The organism is Blastopirellula marina DSM 3645, assembly GCF_000153105.1.
Lineage (GTDB): Bacteria > Planctomycetota > Planctomycetia > Pirellulales > Pirellulaceae > Blastopirellula > Blastopirellula marina.
The window spans coordinates 1,232,175-1,248,196 of sequence record NZ_CH672377.1 but is presented as its reverse complement, the minus strand read 5'-3'; the positions used below and the strand labels follow the sequence as shown (position 1 = coordinate 1,248,196).

Sequence of the window (16,022 nt, the reverse complement as noted above, 5' to 3'; positions counted from 1 at the left end):
AATCCAGCGATTGGGCTTTTGTAGTGAATAAGCGATTCTTCGTTGGCCGGCGCAAGGGCAAATCAAATCTAATGGTGGTCATCGCGATTGTCATGGTCGGTTGTTTGGCGGCGGCGCTGACCTGCGGGGGACTGATGTTGTTGCTATTGCCCGAGGTCGATCAGGCGCGAGCGACCGCTCGGCGGATCAATTCGGTGGGGCATCTGAAGCAAATTGGGATAGCGCTGCACAACTATCACGAAACGTATGGATCATTACCGCCGGCCTATATCTCCGATGAAGACGGCCAGCCGATGCATTCATGGCGCGTTCTCATTCTGCCGTTTCTCGAGCGCAGCGACCTCTACAATCAATACGATTTCAGCGAGCCCTGGGATGGCCCCCACAATATTGGCCTGATCCACAAGCGACCGCTGACTTACGAAAACCCACAGATTATTGACGAGGACAGCACCACCACGACGTATCAGGCGATCGCCGGACCGGGAACCTGTTTTGATCCGATGGTCCAGAAGATGACCTTACACGGTATCACCGACGGGACGGCCAATACGGCAATGGTCGTCGAGAACTTTGGCGAGCCGGTTGTCTGGACGCAACCGGATGATACGTCGCCCGAATCTTTTCTGGCCGGCGAGTCGGCAATCGGCGCTCGCGATTGCGAGACCTTGGTCATGAAAGCCGACACATCGATACTAACTATGCAACAAAGCGATCTGCCAAAGTTGAAAGCCTGGACGACACGCGCCGGTGACGACTAACGCATGGTATCGGGCGTCGTGGCGTACGAAGCTGCAACGCCCATTTTTACGCAAAGACATTGTAAGAGAAACCCTTACGCTTTCGGCTTCTCCGGTCGCAACACCAGCACCGGACAATGCGCCAAGCGAACAACTCGATCGGTCACCGAACCCAATAGAACGCGCAGTAGACCGCTACGGCCATGCGAAGGCATGATGATCAGCTTGGCGTCGATCTCATCGGCATGTTCGACGATCTTGTGCCCGGCGTCGCCAAACAGCACTTTGATCGTCACCTCGTTGCCGATCTCCTTGATGATCGCGTCGGTTGCGTGCTTGGTTCGCGATGCGTGGTCGACCGTGTTCCACATTTCGCCGGGCTCGGCGGGCGAAAGTTCTCCCAGTACGTGGACCACGTGAACTCGGCTAGGATCGCCCAGCAAACCGATGGCTCGGCCAACCGCTTCCTTCGAAACCGGGGAAAAGTCAAACGGTACAACAATCGGCGGTTGGGCGAGCCAGGTCATGAGAAGTTCCTTGTTGCTTCCAGCAAAGTGAGATCCCTTGCCTAGATTTTACGCAGATGTTGGCGCAGAAAAAAAGCCGGCGTCTTTCAAAAGACGTCGGCTGGTTGCGAAGTTGCGATGCTGGCTCGTGGGGCTCTTTGTGCAGCGCCATCCGTCCCTGAGCGCTTTGCGGCCGAAGGTCGCTGGTGCGACGATCGGCCGGCTTTGCTTCGATCTGGCCTAGGCGATCAGTTCTTTGATCACTTTGCCGCCGTTGGCGATTTTCATCGGGCGGCCGTTTTTGCTGGTGAAGGTCGTTTCAAGCGACATGCCCATCGCTCGGCAAACGGTGGCCATCATGTCTTCGGCCGAGTAAGGCTCGGTCTCGACGCGAGTACCATCGGCGCTCGTTTCACCCACCGCGATGCCGCCGTTGATGCCGCCGCCGCCGACCACCGTGCTCCAACTGCGGGCCCAGTGGTCACGGCCCGTGTTGCCGTTGATCCGCGGGGTGCGGCTGAATTCGCCCATCCAGACGATGGTCGTGTCTTGCAACAGACCGCGTTGCTCCAGGTCGGTGACCAGGGCCGACATCGCTTGGTCCATGACCGGCAGTTTGTTGTCGGACAAGGTGTTGAAGATGTTGGCATGGTTGTCCCAACCGCCGAGGTCGACCTCGATGAAGGGAACGCCGGCTTCGACCAGGCGACGAGCGAGCAGGCAGCCTTGGCCGAAGCCGTTCGTGCCGTACATCTCTTTCATCGCTTCCGGTTCTTCGGTGACGCGGAACGCTTTCATCTGTTCGCTGGTCATCAGGTTGACCGTCTTGTTCAAGATCTTGGCGTGATCTTCGGCGGCCGGTCCGCGGCGCTGATTGATAAAGCCGTTTTCGACCAGCTTCAACATTTCAAGCCGCTTGCCGAGGGTTCCTTCGCTCATGCCGGCCATCTTCAGGTTGCGGACCTGACCGTTGCTGCTAACGGTGAACGGGGCCCAGCTCATGCCGAGGAAGCCTGGTCCGACGCTGCCGCCGCCGACCGAAACGAACGGCGGGATTTCTAAGTAAGGACGTTGGTCGAACAGCTCATGCGCGACGACCGAACCATAGCCGGGATGCTCGATGTTCGGATTCGGGACGTAGCCGGTGTGCATGTAGTAACGGCCGCGACCATGGTCGGCTTCACGAGTGCTCATCGAGCGGACGACCGAGAGATTTTTCATGATCTTGGCGGTCTTCGGCATATGTTCGCAGATTTGCAAATCGCCGGAAGTCGAGATCGGTCGGAAGGGCCCGCCGGTGTTGGCGCCGGGCTTGAGATCCCAGATATCCATGGTGCTGGGCCCGCCGCCCATCCAGAGCATGATGCAGCTTTTGCCGCGGCTGGTGAGGTCGGCGGCGTTAGCGCGAATCGCGTTGCCCATCATCATCGCCGGAGCGACCATGGCCGAAGCGCCGGCCATATGCTTCATAAAGTGACGTCGCGACATCCCAGTGGGAATGGACATGTGTATTTCCTTATGGTGACTAGCGTTGTTTGCTTGAAATATTCGGAAGAAAAACGAGGGCGCAAGCCGTCGAATTAGTGATTCAGGATGAACTCGTTGCTATTCAGCAGTGCCCAAAAAACGTCTTGCAGCGCGGCGGCCGTGTTCCCTTTATGGCTCGCGACCAGGATGCCGGCGGCTTGCATTTCGTTCTTGGTCGGACGTCGTGCGACGGTCGCCATATATAAGTGGCGGATCGCTTCTTTGCCGTCATCGCCGTTGGCCGCCAAGGTGGCGATAAAGCTGCCTGGCTTGACGCTCGTCGCTTCTTTAATCAAGTCGCCGTTGAACATCATCAACGCTTGCGGGATGGTGCCGTTGAAGGTCGTCGCTTCGTCCCCTTCGTCCGTTCCAAACGCAATGGTGAACTGCTGCATCCACATGCTTTTCATCCGCTCTTGTTCGGCGTAGTCGGCACGGGTTTTGTGAGCTTGGGTCGCGACGATCAACGATTCATACAACTGCTCGGCGTCCATCTGACGCAGATAGAAGTGGCTGAACTTCGGCGATTCGCCGATGGTCGGATCGTCAACTTCGTTACCTTTGGTGATCTTGCTGGACAGCCCATAAGCCTGGCTCAGCGTGATCCACTTGATCAGCTCTTTGATGTTGAAGCTGGCGCCGCGGAACTCTTCGCCCAGGTAAGTCAGCAATTCGGGATGCGACGCGCGATTGTGCGGGCCCATGTCGTCGATCGGTTTGGTGAAGCCGTTGCCGAAGAAATGTCCCCAAATGCGATTGACGATCGCTTCCTGCATTTCTTTCGAGTCGGTGACGAATTTTGAGAGTTCTTCGCGACGATTGACTTGCGAGACCATGCCATTCGGGTTGACGTTGGTGCCATCGATAAAGGTCGGGTAAGCGACTTCGATCAGGCCGTTCCGCAGTTCGTAGTAAATCTCGGCTTGGGAAGGATTGCCGCTCTCGCCGCGGAAGTCGACATTTTTCAGGCTCATCGCCATTCCCATGGCGTTGTTCGCTTCCATCCCACGATCACGCTGAGCGCGCGTCTGGCGGAAAAAGGCGTTCAGCTCCCAAAACTTGTCTTGCTTCCAGCTGTTGAACGGGTGGTTGTGGCACTGCGTGCATTGCACCTGAACGCCGAGGAAGATCTGCGCCGTCTTGGCGGTCGCTTGGACTCCGTCTTCGGCGAGCTTGTCCATGTAGAAGTTAACGGCGCCGTTGAAGTTGGGCATGCCGGGGGCGTTTGCGCCTTCGGAGGTGATCACTTCGCGAACCAGCTGATCGTACGGCTTGTTGCGAGCAAAGCTGTCACGCAGGTACTTTTGCATCCCTTCGCGGCTGACTTGCGAGTTATTGTCGAGTCCGCCATTACGACCGATCAGGACGTTGGTCCAAATCGTGGTCCAGTTGCGAGCATATTCTTCGGTGAAGGCCGAATCGTTTAGCAGCTTCTCGACCAGATTCTTTTTGCGATCCTTGCCGCGATCACGCTGGAACTCTTCGAGCTCGGCGACCGAAGGAACGCGTCCGATGATATCGAGATAAACGCGACGGACCCATTCGAAGTCTTGCGCTTCTGGCGCAGGCGAAATTCCATAGTCCTTCCACACCACGCTGATTTGTTCGTTGATCTCGGCCACTTGAGGGATGCCGTAGTCATCCGAAGGCCGTGCAGCCGACGAAAAGCTGACCCAGCTCACCGTTAGACAAATAGCCAGGCCGAAACGAGAAAAAGTCGCCATGGGGAAGTGCCTTGAGTTGCTGACGGGAAAAGTGGAAGTGAAACCGTGTCAAAGAATGAGACGCTTGTCTCACATCGAGTGAGCCATCTAATACTACAAACGTACAGTTTAAACGTTCGTACTCAGAATTTGCAGAGAAAAGATGAGAATCAACCGGTCAATCCGCCCAAAAGAGCGGCTTTGTGAATACAGGTGGGGCTGGCTCGGGTGTTGCATAATCGATCAGTGTACGATTTTGATGCACGCAAAATAAAACAGGCGAGCTGGTCTCGCTGACCAGCTCGCCTAGTTTTGTTGAAAGCGAGAACCACGGTGACGTGACTCTCGGTTGCCTCTTTCATGTCCCAAAGAAAGCCATAAAGCGTTAAACAGCAAAGCTTTTCGCTCTATGGACCGGATCGCCTCTTCACAACGCCGGCCCCTTAATCGTGGTCCTCTTCTCTGTTCCGACCCAATCAAGTTAGCTTCTTCTCATCCCTAGGACGGTAAACACAGTTGCAATAGGCGTGCCAAAATGATGCACTTACTGAATAATTCTTTTGCCCAGGAAACTTCTGCAAGGCGCTGGGGTTACAATAGGCGAGAAGTAAACACGGCTCGATCGCGCCGGCAGATGGGGTGATCGACGCTGTCTTCTTAGAACCAAAATCGATATTACCGCCGATTAGGCTAGGAGCGCCGTTTGTCGATCACCGAATCGACCGCCAAACGCTACGAACTGCAAGATCCGGATGTCCGGCTCATGCTCGAGGTGCGCGATGACAGTGCGGCAGCCTTTGAGGAGCTGATGCTTCGCTATCAAAACCGGCTGATCAATCTCATGCATCATTTGATGGGACGCCGAGATCAGGCCGAGGACTTGGCCCAAGAAGTTTTTCTGCGGGTCTATCGATCACGAAAGTCGTACAAACCAGGCTCGAAGTTTTCGACCTGGCTTTACACGATCGCTAATAACGTGGCCAGCAATGCTCGCCGCAGTATGGCGCGCCGTAAAGAGATCCAAGTCGACGGCGGCGACGACGCCGGGATGGGACCAGCCAATCCGCTGGATCGTATCGCCAAAGCGGCCAGCGGCCAAATGCCGACGCGGGTCATTGATCGGGCCGAGATGGGCGAAGTTGTTCGTCTCGCCATGGAAACTTTAAACGATCGCCAGCGGATGGCGGTGCTGCTATCGAAATTTGAGGAAATGAGTTATGCCGATATCGCCGTCACCATGGGGATGTCGGTCGAAGCGATCAAGTCTTTGCTCTCTCGGGCTCGAGCCAATTTGAAAATAGCCCTCGAACCTTATCTGGAGCAAGGCGCCCGACCGCCATCCGAGTGAACGCCAGTCCTATGAGTACGCCGCAAGACAACAATATGGTTCCCGTAGAAGACGCCGAGCAGCAGCTGGTCGCGTATCTCGACGGCGAGCTCTCCGAAGACGAGCGAATCGTCGTCGAAGCCCGTCTGGCCGACGATTACGACTATCGGCTCCGCTTGCAGCGGCTGGAGCGCGCCTGGGATATGCTCGATTCGCTACCGCGGGTTGAAGCGAGCGATCAGTTTGTGCATACCACAGTCGAAATGATCTCGGTCGCCGCGTCGCAGGAACTGGAAACCATCCAGGTCCGCCAAAAGTCGCGTTCCTGGCGAATCGCCGCGATCACCGGCGCCGCGGCGGTGGCTGCCGCTGTGCTCGGCTTTGCCTGGATTAGCCAGTCCGCTAGCCGTCAAAATGAAGAACTGCTGACCGAATTGCCGCTGATCGAGAATATGGACCGCTACCAGAAAGTGGACGAAGTCGAATTCCTGGAACGCCTTCGCAGCGAGGGCCTGTTCGTCTCGGAGGTGGATGATGGCGTTTAAGCGACTCGTTCTGCCGGCCTGCTTGCTGCTGACCATCGCCGCGGTTGTCCACGGAGACGATCTGGCTGATCGCCGCCAGCGGATCGAGCAGATGTCGCAGGCCGAAAAAGACGAACTGCTGTCCAGTCAGCAGCGTTGGGAGCGACTCTCGGCCGCGGGACGCGAGCATTGCGAAGAGATTCATACCGCGCTCGAAACGCGCGACGACGGCCACGAGCTGCGCGAAGTGATGAATCGCTATTACGAATGGCTAAAAACGCTCGATCCTGTTAAACGGGCGGAAATCGAGAAACTACCGATCGAAAAGCGCGTCGCGACGATCAAGTCAGAGCTGGAAGAAGAGTCGCGACGTCGCCGGTTTGGCATGATGCGAGACGCGCTGCGGGGAGCCAGCGAACAAGACATGCCCAAAATCTGGGCCTGGCTGGTCGACTTCATGCAGAAGAATCAAGAGCCGATCGAAGCCTACATGGAGACGCAGTTTGGCGAAGACTCGCGTTTGCGCCATCGTCTGGATGAGATGCCGGTCGAGCGACGACTCTTCTGGGTCTGGGTGAAAATGAATTTCGAGCCGCAAGTCGACGCGCCGCTGCCTGGTCCCGGCGACATCAAACGTCTGGCGGCCGATTTGACGCCGCAAACGAGGACGATGCTCGAGAAGTTGCCGATTGACGGACAACGCGACCTCTTGCGGCAGTTGATTTTTAAAGCGTTCCATTCGCAAATGTTGGAGAACGCCAGCGAAGAAGATGTGCGCAAGTACTTTGAGAAACTCCCTGCCGAACGCCGCAGTCATTTGGCCTCTCTGCCGAAAGATGCGTTTGAACGTGAGTTGCACGAAGAGTATTCGCGGCATCTGATGTACAACTTCTTTGGTCGGCCGTCCGGAGGCCCGCGCTCCCCGGATCGCTTCAAACGAGGCGATGGTCCTCCCGGATTTGATGACGGTCCGCGTGGAGATGGACCCCCGCGAGGCGAAGGCCCCGGTGGACCAGGCCGCCGCGGTGATTGGAACGGCCCAGGCGGTCGCGGTCCCGATGGGCGAGATCGCAAACGGGGTGATGAGAATCGTCCCCCGCTGCCGATTAACCCGCCGGCCGAACCGAAAGCAACGGCGGATTAGAACTTGAAGTTCTGGATCCCCTCTTTGATGTCATTTCGATAGTAGTTGTCCAGGTTCTTGCGTTGTTCTTCCTGGATCATGCCGTTGCCGGCGCGGATGCCGCGGAGCAGCTCGTCGTTGAGCTTGGCTTTGGAACTGCCGCCTCCCTGTTGCTGATCGGCGCCACTCGCGTTGGGCGCTTGCGGCTGGGCGGAAGGAACCGGCATCGGCACATTGCCGATCGATTTTTCGCCGCGGTAGAACGCGTATTCACCTTCTTCGGCTTCGGCGAGGATCGTAGAGCGTCCTTGGATGCCGTCGGCGACGAAGACGCCGCGGAGGTCGGTATCGCCGGAGGTAAACTCGTTGTTGGCCGAGCCGATCACTTTGACGTGAACATCAGCGACGTAGGCGTCGGTTTTGACGTTGCGAATCGTGGCGCGAACGCGACCCGATTCGATTTCTTCCTGCACTTCGACCTTGAGCGGTGAGATCAACACTAGACCGCTGGCGTGCAGATTTTCGCCGCGGCAGACCACCAGATAGGCGCCTTCTTCTTGCAGCGGCAACTTCAGCTCTTTCGTCCGATCGCGATAATCTTTGCCGTCGCCGAGCTCCACTTTTTCTTCGTGGTACGGACGAATTCCGGCCAGGTTGATCGCCGTGATCTGCTGCAGGTTGCGCCGCAACAGTCCGAACTTCATCAGATCGATGCGATAAACGTTGACGTCGCACGCCGCGATGTTGCGAAAATCAAGCTTCACGTTGACCGGTTCCGCCGGCGTGAAGGTCGTCACATCTTCCAGCGCAATTCGTTTGTGCAAAAAGTAGTCGATCGACTGGGCGGCGTCGACAAAGCGATCTTTCACCTTCTCGTAGTCGGTGATCGCCGCGGCGGCCTGACCCAAAGCGTGATGAATCTGTCCCATGATATAGACGGCGCGCCATTTGTTTTCCTCGGCCAATTGACGGCTGCCGGAAAGGGTCGCCGGACGCTTGTACTGGGCGACCTGCTCACACATCTCAAGCGCTTTCTCGTGTTGTCCCAAAGCAAAGTGGCAGAAGCCGGTAATGTACCAGTAGCTGCTCAGGAAGTTGCTGTTGTCATAGCGACGCGTGTAGTCGCCGCAGACCGAAATCGCTTGTTGGTAGGCGTCCAACTCAATCAAGCCGGTCGCCAGCGAGAAGGCGGCTTGATCGGCCGACGGATCTTCGGGATGGGCGGTGAGGAAATTCTCGAGCATCCCCAGCGAACGCCGAACGAGCGTGACGCGGTTGATATGTTTCTCACGCAACTGTGGATCTTGGGCCGCGACCGGGGCCTTGGCGAAGACTTGTTGCGCGAGCGCGTAGTCGGCGGTCGCGACGTAAGGTTCCGGCGGCGAGTTTTGTAACAGCGCGGTCATGACTTCGACGCTGCGGAGAAACTCGTTTTGATCCTGCAGGAAACCAGCGACCTGGCTTTCGACCATAAAACTGGCTTCGACCGTGGCGCGATAGACCAGGTAGCTCCGTTCGTACTCGCCGATTTCGTGGTACGCTTTGCCGATCTTCATCAGCTTGGCGAAGGGAATCTCTAGTTCCGGATATTTCTCGATCACGATCTCAAAGTAGCGAACGGCCTCGGCCGAGTTGCCTTGTTCGAGACTGATGTCGAGTAGCATGCGGATCGTTTGTTGGAAGTAATTGGTCTGCAGATTCCAGTTGCTGAAGAGCTCGGTCAAGTTCTGATGAGCGCCAGCAAAGTCATGTTTTTCGAACTTCAGCCGGCCCAACTCGTATAGTTCGAGCGGAGTCAGACGGTATTTGTCGTCGCTCTTGCCGCCGAGCGGCAAAACTTTTAGCGGTTGCGATTTGGCGACGACCATATCCTCCAGGTGATAAGCGTCGCGCAGCACGGTCGGCAATCCTTGGTAGTCGCCGGGAATCGAGCCGATGATATCGAAGTGGATCGAACCTAATCCGCGATTACCGCCCAGATAGAACAAGATGCCGCCGGCTTGAATCTCGAAACGCTCGAACGGACCCTTCACCGATTTCTCGTCGACACGAACGCCGGAGGGGAGCGGTTCGTAAGCGATCAGATACGGCAGTTGTTGATCGCGCGATCCGCTGGGGACGCTGCTTCGCCACATTTCGAGGGTGACGTGCCCTTTTTTGGCGGCTGGAAGCTGCGTCATGTTGTTGCGGAAGCTGGAATAGCTGCCGGTCAGCAAGCCAAAACCGCTAGGGATTGGACGGCCGTCAAACTCGAGCGGCGCAGGCGTGTAGTAGCGGCGGATCGTCCAGTCTTTGACCGTGTTTTCCAGCTTGTCGGCGGCGACGAAACCGGCCAACACGCATTCATAGGAGAATTCGCCGCGGCCGTTAAGCTCGAAGCGGATCGTCTCTTTTGCTTTGTTTGTCAGCGAGTCAACCGGAACTTCGAGCGTTTGCGTCGTCGAGTTCGCGTCAAACTTCCATGTTTTCAGCGGTTTGTCATTCACAATCACCGTCAACTCGTAGGCGTCGGCGGCCAACTGCTTGGTCGCGTTGTATCCGCAGACGGCCAACATGATCGGGCCGACCGCTTTCTCCGGCGTCCAGCGTGAACCGCAGCGATGCTGCATGAGCCACTCGACTTCTTTCCGTAGTTCTTCCTGCTGCGGAGACAGCTTGTACAAACACAACGCATACAGACCGCGGGTTTCGACTTCCGCCGAGTTCCATGACAACGGTTTGGCGCCGCCGCCGCTTAGTTTTTGTTTCGCCAACGCGATGATTTCGCTGGCGGTCTCTTGGCGATTCATCTCGGCGAAGGTGAGAGCCAGATAGGCGAGCCCCGCCGTCGAGAGCGAATTGCGATTGCGGTATAGCTGATTGGCCAGCGGGAAGTCTTCGTTGCCGGTCGCCGTCAATGCGTGTAGCAAGATGGCTCGACTTTCGTAGTCGCCTACCGCCAATTGCGTCAGTTGGTTCTTCAGAAAATTCAGGCCGCGATCGAACACGCCGTTATCAACACGATAGCCAGCGCCGCGCGCCAACGTCAGGCTCCACATAGCGCGGGACGACGTGTAGGCGTTTCCGGCGCCGGAAGGTCCGGCCCAGTTCCAAGCTCCGTCATCCTTTTGGGCGGCGACCACGGCCCGCAGTTGGCGACGGATCGTTTCGTCCAACGATTGCATTTGCGGATTTGCGGCGTCGCGTCCTTTGCTCATCAATTGCTGCAGCGCGATCGCGGCCATCAGGTCGCTGGTGTTGGTGTCGATCCCAGCGGCGAAACGTTGGCTTTCGAGTTGCCGCAGCGTCGGATTGGCGTTCAGCGCGTCGAGCAAAGTCTGCTGGACCGTCGGACCGATCACGATCTGCATTCGCGGACTGGTCCACGGCATCTTTTGCGGACGCTGTACGAAGGCGGAAGTGCTGCTGGCCGACGTGCCGGAAGCGATTGCATAGACCGGCATCCCGGCAGGCAATAGCGGCACGATCGCCAACTGCTGATCGACCGTTTCAGCGGCCGAGACCTGCAGCGAGAATTCAATTTTGGCGCCGGGCTCGGCGTCCGTTTTACCGGCGATCGGTAACGCGAACCGAACCGGAAACTCAAGGTCGACGATTCCCTTCTTGGCCACGTCAAGCGTCTTGGTTTCGGTTTGCGTTTTGGCGCCGATCGTCGTCTTCAAGGTGACAGTGATCGCTCCCTTGTCGAGCAGGTCATTGTGAACGGTGACCGGAATCTGAGCCGAATCTCCGTCGACAAACGCCGCGGCGGTCTTCAATTCGCCAAACAGCGATTTGCTGACCGCTAGTTCGGCTTGTGCTTCTCCGGCGAGCGTGTCGATCGTCACGCCGCGTGATTTTAGCAGCCAGGCGGTCGACCGTTCGGGCAAAGTGATCTCGAGGGTCGTCTTCCCTTTTTTGTCGGTCAGGACGGCCGGATCCCAAAAGCCGGTCTCTTGGGCGGGGATGCCGATTAAGATTTTCTGTCCTTCCGCGGCCGCTTTCTTCAGGCGTTCGCCAGCAACGGTACTATCCCACTTCTTGCCCAATTCGGCGGAGAAGTTGAGGTTGGAATAACGTCCGTCGACACCCAGCATTTGTATTTCTCGGCGAGAACCGAGTGCGGCCCAGTCGCTGGGCGCCATCGACTGAGGGTTCAATCGATCGTCGGGGACGATGGACGCCGCATCCACAGCCAGTAGATTGTAACGCTTCTTCTCATCCTTCTGGGCGAAGCGTTGGCGAGAGAGTTGCATCGATTGGTTGGGCGCGGCTTGCGGCTTGTCCGCCGATTGTTGGAGCTGACGCGATTGGCTTTGCAGTTCGGGTATCGAGTTCCCATAGGCGTAGCCAGGGCCATTTCCACCTTGCTGCATTCCGGCAGCGCCGAATGCGCCTCCTCCGCCAAAGCCGCCGCCACCGAATGCGCCTCCGCTGCCTGACATGCCGCTGTGGGCGAGCGCTTCCGCTTCTTCGACGGGCGCGGCAAAGAAGCCGCTTGCGCGGTCGCGGTTATTCAGCGCGATGCCGTCAAAGTCGCGATCGCCAAGTTCCGACAAGGTTTCCGTTTCGCGGGCCAGCGTCTCCAGCCGTTCTTCTTCGGCCAGCAGCAAGTGATCGATTGAACTGGTTTGCGGGTGATAGCAAAACTCGATTGTCGCCGTCGTTCGCATCGCAAACGTGCGTGCGGCGCCGCCGAAGAAACGCTGAATCGCTAAGAATCGGTCGGGGAAACGTTCGTAGAGCGCTTTCTCGACCAACGCGAGACTAAGCTCCGCCGGAACCGGCTGGCCGGCGGCGTTGGTCGTGGTGATATCGACCTTCACCTTGTCGCCGGGCTTATGGCCTTCGCCCACAATTTTCATCTCGATTTGAAGATCACGTTCCACGGCGAAGGGACTGCTCGCGGTGTGGAAGCGGAGCGGAGCCTCTTCGTCCTGCTGCTCTTTGGTCGGATCGATCATCAGGGCTAACGACATTTGAAAATTGGGCGCCAGTTTGGACGAAACGGCGATTTCCAGATCGTTGGCGCCTTGTTTCAACTGAACCAGACGATATTCGAGAATTTTGGCGCCTTCCAGAGTCATCAAAGCCAGGGCCGGTTGGTCGCGCCAGTGGACTTTCACGGTCGCTTTTTCGCCCGACTTCAGCGTGTGATGATCGGCCAGAATTCGGAGCCGGGTCGAATCTTCGTCGCCTGAGATCTTGACCGCGACCTGACCCGAGACGACGTTGTCGAAGCGGTCGACTCCTTCCAGACGAACACGATAGTCGCCGCCGTCGGCCAACTGCAGCGTTTTGCGGATGACGCCGGTTTTCTCATCGCTTTTGACCGGAAATTCTTCGATCAGCTTCTCTTGTTTTTCGCGAGTTCCTTTGGCGTCGAGCAATTGAAAGACCTTCAGCGTCAAGTCTTGGGCGATCGGTTTCCCTTCGGCGTCTTTGACCGTCGCATCGACTTCAAATGTTTCACCGGCCAAGTAGACAGGGCGAACCGTCTTGGCGGCGATCGTATATCCCTGGGCCGAAAGGAAAAAGTGCTGCTGCGTCGCCGTTGAATGGGCCGGCAACTGGACCGCCAAATTAAGCGTTTGCGATTGGCGGAAGTCACGCGTTTCAAACTCGAACTTCACTTCTCCCTTATCGTCGGTCGTGCCGGTCAGCGTTCGATCGCCGTTGAGCGAATAGGAAATCTCGGCGCCGGCGACTGGGGCCCCGTAGTAATAGGCCGCTTTGATCGTGCCGGTGATCTTCTCGCCGCGGTAGTAAACGTTGCGATCGGACTCGGCCGTCAAAAAGACGGACGGCAGTTGATATTCATGGACGACGAACGAGCCTTCGTAGCGAACTTTGTCGTGGGAGACGACGATCCGATAGTCGCCGAGCGCCGACGCCGACGGAAGAAGTAGGTGCGAATGGAACGAGCCATAGTCGTTCAGCTGGACCTCTTCTTCCATGACCAGTCGGTTGCGGCCGTCATAGACTTCCAGCTTGTAGTCCCGCTGCGTCGGAACGACATAGACGTCATTGACCGCATCGCGAAGGATGCCTTTCAAGTGAACCAACTGACCAGGGCGATAGGCGGGGCGATCCGTATAGAGATAGCCAGCGCGGGCAATCCCCTGGGCGACGCCCAGACCGTTAAGATTGACGACACTTGACGCGATATGACCGTTGGCGATGGCGAAGACGCGCAAGTCGGCCGGATCACGTAACTCTTTGCGATCGGCCTGGTAAACGCCGTCGGCGCCGGTTTCGACTTCGGCGAAAACTTCGCTGCCGTTGGAGAGGAGCAACTTGACGCCGGGCCAAGGTTTGCCGGTCCGCATGTTTTGGGTGAAAATGAAGACCTCGTCACGCGAGCTTTTCACGATCATGTCGAGATCGCTTTGCAGCACCAACGTGGTCGATTCTTGGGTCTTGCCGCTGACGGTGACCGCCATCACGCCGGCTTTGACCTCGTTCTCGCCTGGCAGCGGAACATCGACATTTTGAGAAAACAGACGATACTTCTCGTAGTCGGCCACTGGGTGCTCAAACTGCGAATCGGGATCGATCAACGCGATGTCCAGCGATTCGACGCCCGTCGCTAGGTGCATCTTGCGGAAGTAGGTCTCGAGATCGACCTTGTAAATCTGCACGTTGACCGACTCTAGATTGCGCGTCTTCAGGCCGATGCGAGGAGTTTCGTTACTACGATAAACGCGTACGGTGCTGATCGAAAGCGACTTGTTCGATAACAACGCGATTTGCTGCTGGGCCGGACCGGCCTGCGAACCCCAGTTCAGCTTTTTGTATTCGACCATCGCATCGGCTAAGCGACTTAGCTTTTCGGCCAGCGTTTGCGCGACGCGATACTGGGCGATGGAAGCTTCCTCGGTCTGTGGGTATTTCGAGACGACCTGACGCCAGGCGGCGATCGCTGCTTCATATTTCTTCTGGGCGAAGAGCATTTCGGCAAAGCTGTTTTGGATCGAGCGGTTCCGCTCGTCGATCGGGTACTTCACCAGGAACTCACCCCACGCGGCTCGGGCGGCGTCATAATCTTCGCGCTCCAACGCGTCGAGTCCTTTTGCGTATTCGGCGTTGATGATTTGACGCTGCGCTTCGCTCCAGTGGCCATGGGTGGGGTGCTGTTGCAGATAAGTCCGCCAGGCGACGATCGCGTCGTCAAACTTCTTTTGCCGAGCCAAGGCCAAGCCCTTGAGATATTGGGCCGACGCGTACTCGTCGCTTTTCTCCAGATTTGCTTGCTGCAAAAAGTTGTCGACCGCGGCGAGCGCATCTTCGGTTCGCCCTTGATTCAGAAAGCTCTGCACGATTCGCAGATGGGCGGACGCGACTTTCTCATGATCGGGATAGGTCGCCAAAAACTTCTTCAGCGCCGCGACTCCTAGTTCCAGGTCATCTTTGTTACCGGGATTCGGGATTCCATAGGTTTCTGAAAGACGGAAAGCGGCCAACGGAATGAGTTTAGACTTGGCTGTGCCGTGTAGCGAAAGCAAGTCTTCCCAGCTGCGTCGCGCTTCGACCCGATTGCCGGACTGCAGATACGCTTCGCCCAATTCGTAGCGAGCCGGCAAGAGCAGCACGTCATCGTCATTCGCGTTGATAAAGGCCTGGTAAAGTTGGATCGCCTGGCCCGGATTGTTCAGCTGTTTGTAGCAGCGAGCGATTTGCAGTTGGATGCGGGTATTGGTTTCGCGCAGCGGGCCGATCTCGGCCGCTTTTTGATAGAACGCAAGTGCGCGTTGATAATCGGGATGCTTGCCGTCCGCTGGGGGAGCGAAGAAAGCGTCGGCGAACTCAAGATAGATCGCGGCGATCTCTTCTTTGCGCTGGAGCGAGATCAGATATTCGGCTTCGGCCTGATAAGCGAGTTCGGCGGCGCGATAGTCTCCGGCTCGCGCATAGGCGACGCCGATTGCAAAGCGGGCCTTGCGCGTCCAAGCGCTATCTGGATAGCGTTTGGTCAATTGGGTCATGACAGCGATCGACTCTTTGTACTGCTTCGCGAAGAAATGGGCGCGCCCCTTCAGATAGGTCAGGTAGGCCGGATCTCCTTGATTTTCAGCGATCGCCTTGGCGATGGCTGCGATCGCGCGGTCGTAGTCGCGATCTTGCATCGCTTCACGAACCGGCTTGGGAACGGACAGCAAGCTCGATTGCGCGGCGGGGCCAGTTTCCGCTTCCGGCGCCGCGACCGCGGGTTTGTTTTCTTCGGCGTTCTCTTGGGCGAAGAGAATAGCGGGGCAGAGGAGGAGTAACCAGAGAGCAGAGCAAAGAATCCGGCGGTGCATGATGAGATTCCTGGGTCGCGGCGAGCGAGACGCATCGGTCTGGTGAGAAAAGTGGTTCCGCCCATTGAGACGAGCGTGGGGCGGCGGCGGTTTTTTGATCGTAGTCGAATTTGTCAATTTGTCCCAGCAATTCGCCGGCCACGGTCGAGAATCGCTTTGCGAGCTAAGTACTGACTAGGTTTGGCGTTACAAACCGACGGCGAAACCCCCTAATTCATCTGGCCGAGCGAGGGGGAAGATCCTATGATCCACGCCCCCGACGTCTCTTGAAGAGTGCGTCTAGTGAAGTAGCG

Annotated in this window: 8 protein-coding genes; 4 read left to right on the top strand and 4 right to left on the bottom strand. The window is 57.3% G+C overall.

The features are described from left to right. The first annotated feature begins 71 nt into the window (after window positions 1–71). The gene (locus tag DSM3645_RS24110; RefSeq protein WP_002655241.1) at window positions 72–761 is read left to right on the top strand and encodes a DUF1559 family PulG-like putative transporter; all 690 of its coding nucleotides are present in this window, start codon (window positions 72–74) and stop codon (window positions 759–761) included. 74 nt (window positions 762–835) lie between these two features. Here the strand turns inward: DSM3645_RS24110 and DSM3645_RS24105 are convergent, their stop codons facing one another. The 3 genes from DSM3645_RS24105 to DSM3645_RS24095 form a co-directional block, all read right to left on the bottom strand. Beyond that, on the bottom strand, window positions 836–1,267 hold the full coding sequence (locus DSM3645_RS24105; protein WP_002655240.1) for a universal stress protein: 432 nt from the start codon (window positions 1,265–1,267) through the stop codon (window positions 836–838). 219 nt (window positions 1,268–1,486) lie between these two features. Beyond that, window positions 1,487–2,752 carry a DUF1501 domain-containing protein gene (locus DSM3645_RS24100; protein WP_390072903.1) on the bottom strand — a complete coding sequence of 422 codons (1,266 nt, stop codon included), beginning with the start codon at window positions 2,750–2,752 and terminating at the stop codon, window positions 1,487–1,489. A 74-nt stretch (window positions 2,753–2,826) separates the two neighbouring features. After that, window positions 2,827–4,497: a DUF1549 domain-containing protein gene (locus DSM3645_RS24095; protein ID WP_002655238.1), complete on the bottom strand. Its 1,671-nt coding sequence runs from the start codon at window positions 4,495–4,497 to the stop codon at window positions 2,827–2,829. A gap of 682 nt (window positions 4,498–5,179) precedes the next feature. On the opposite strand from DSM3645_RS24095, the gene DSM3645_RS24090 reads away from it, so the two are divergent. The 3 genes from DSM3645_RS24090 to DSM3645_RS31035 are packed head-to-tail and all read left to right on the top strand — an operon-like array spanning window position 5,180 to window position 7,471. Next, window positions 5,180–5,824: an RNA polymerase sigma factor gene (locus DSM3645_RS24090; protein ID WP_002655237.1), complete on the top strand. Its 645-nt coding sequence runs from the start codon at window positions 5,180–5,182 to the stop codon at window positions 5,822–5,824. Between the two features lie 11 nt (window positions 5,825–5,835). Further along, the gene (locus DSM3645_RS24085; protein WP_002655236.1) at window positions 5,836–6,348 is read left to right on the top strand and encodes an anti-sigma factor family protein; all 513 of its coding nucleotides are present in this window, start codon (window positions 5,836–5,838) and stop codon (window positions 6,346–6,348) included. Beyond that, window positions 6,338–7,471, top strand: coding sequence for a hypothetical protein (locus DSM3645_RS31035; RefSeq protein WP_050769498.1), 1,134 nt, complete (start codon window positions 6,338–6,340; stop codon window positions 7,469–7,471). Before DSM3645_RS24085 ends, DSM3645_RS31035 begins: the two co-directional genes overlap by 11 nt. Here the strand turns inward: DSM3645_RS31035 and DSM3645_RS31935 are convergent. Beyond that, window positions 7,468–15,729 (bottom strand): tetratricopeptide repeat protein, encoded by an 8,262-nt coding sequence (locus DSM3645_RS31935; RefSeq protein WP_002655234.1) that lies wholly within the window; start codon window positions 15,727–15,729, stop codon window positions 7,468–7,470. The two genes, DSM3645_RS31035 and DSM3645_RS31935, sit on opposite strands and share 4 nt — an antisense overlap. Window positions 15,730–16,022: the final 293 nt, after the last annotated feature.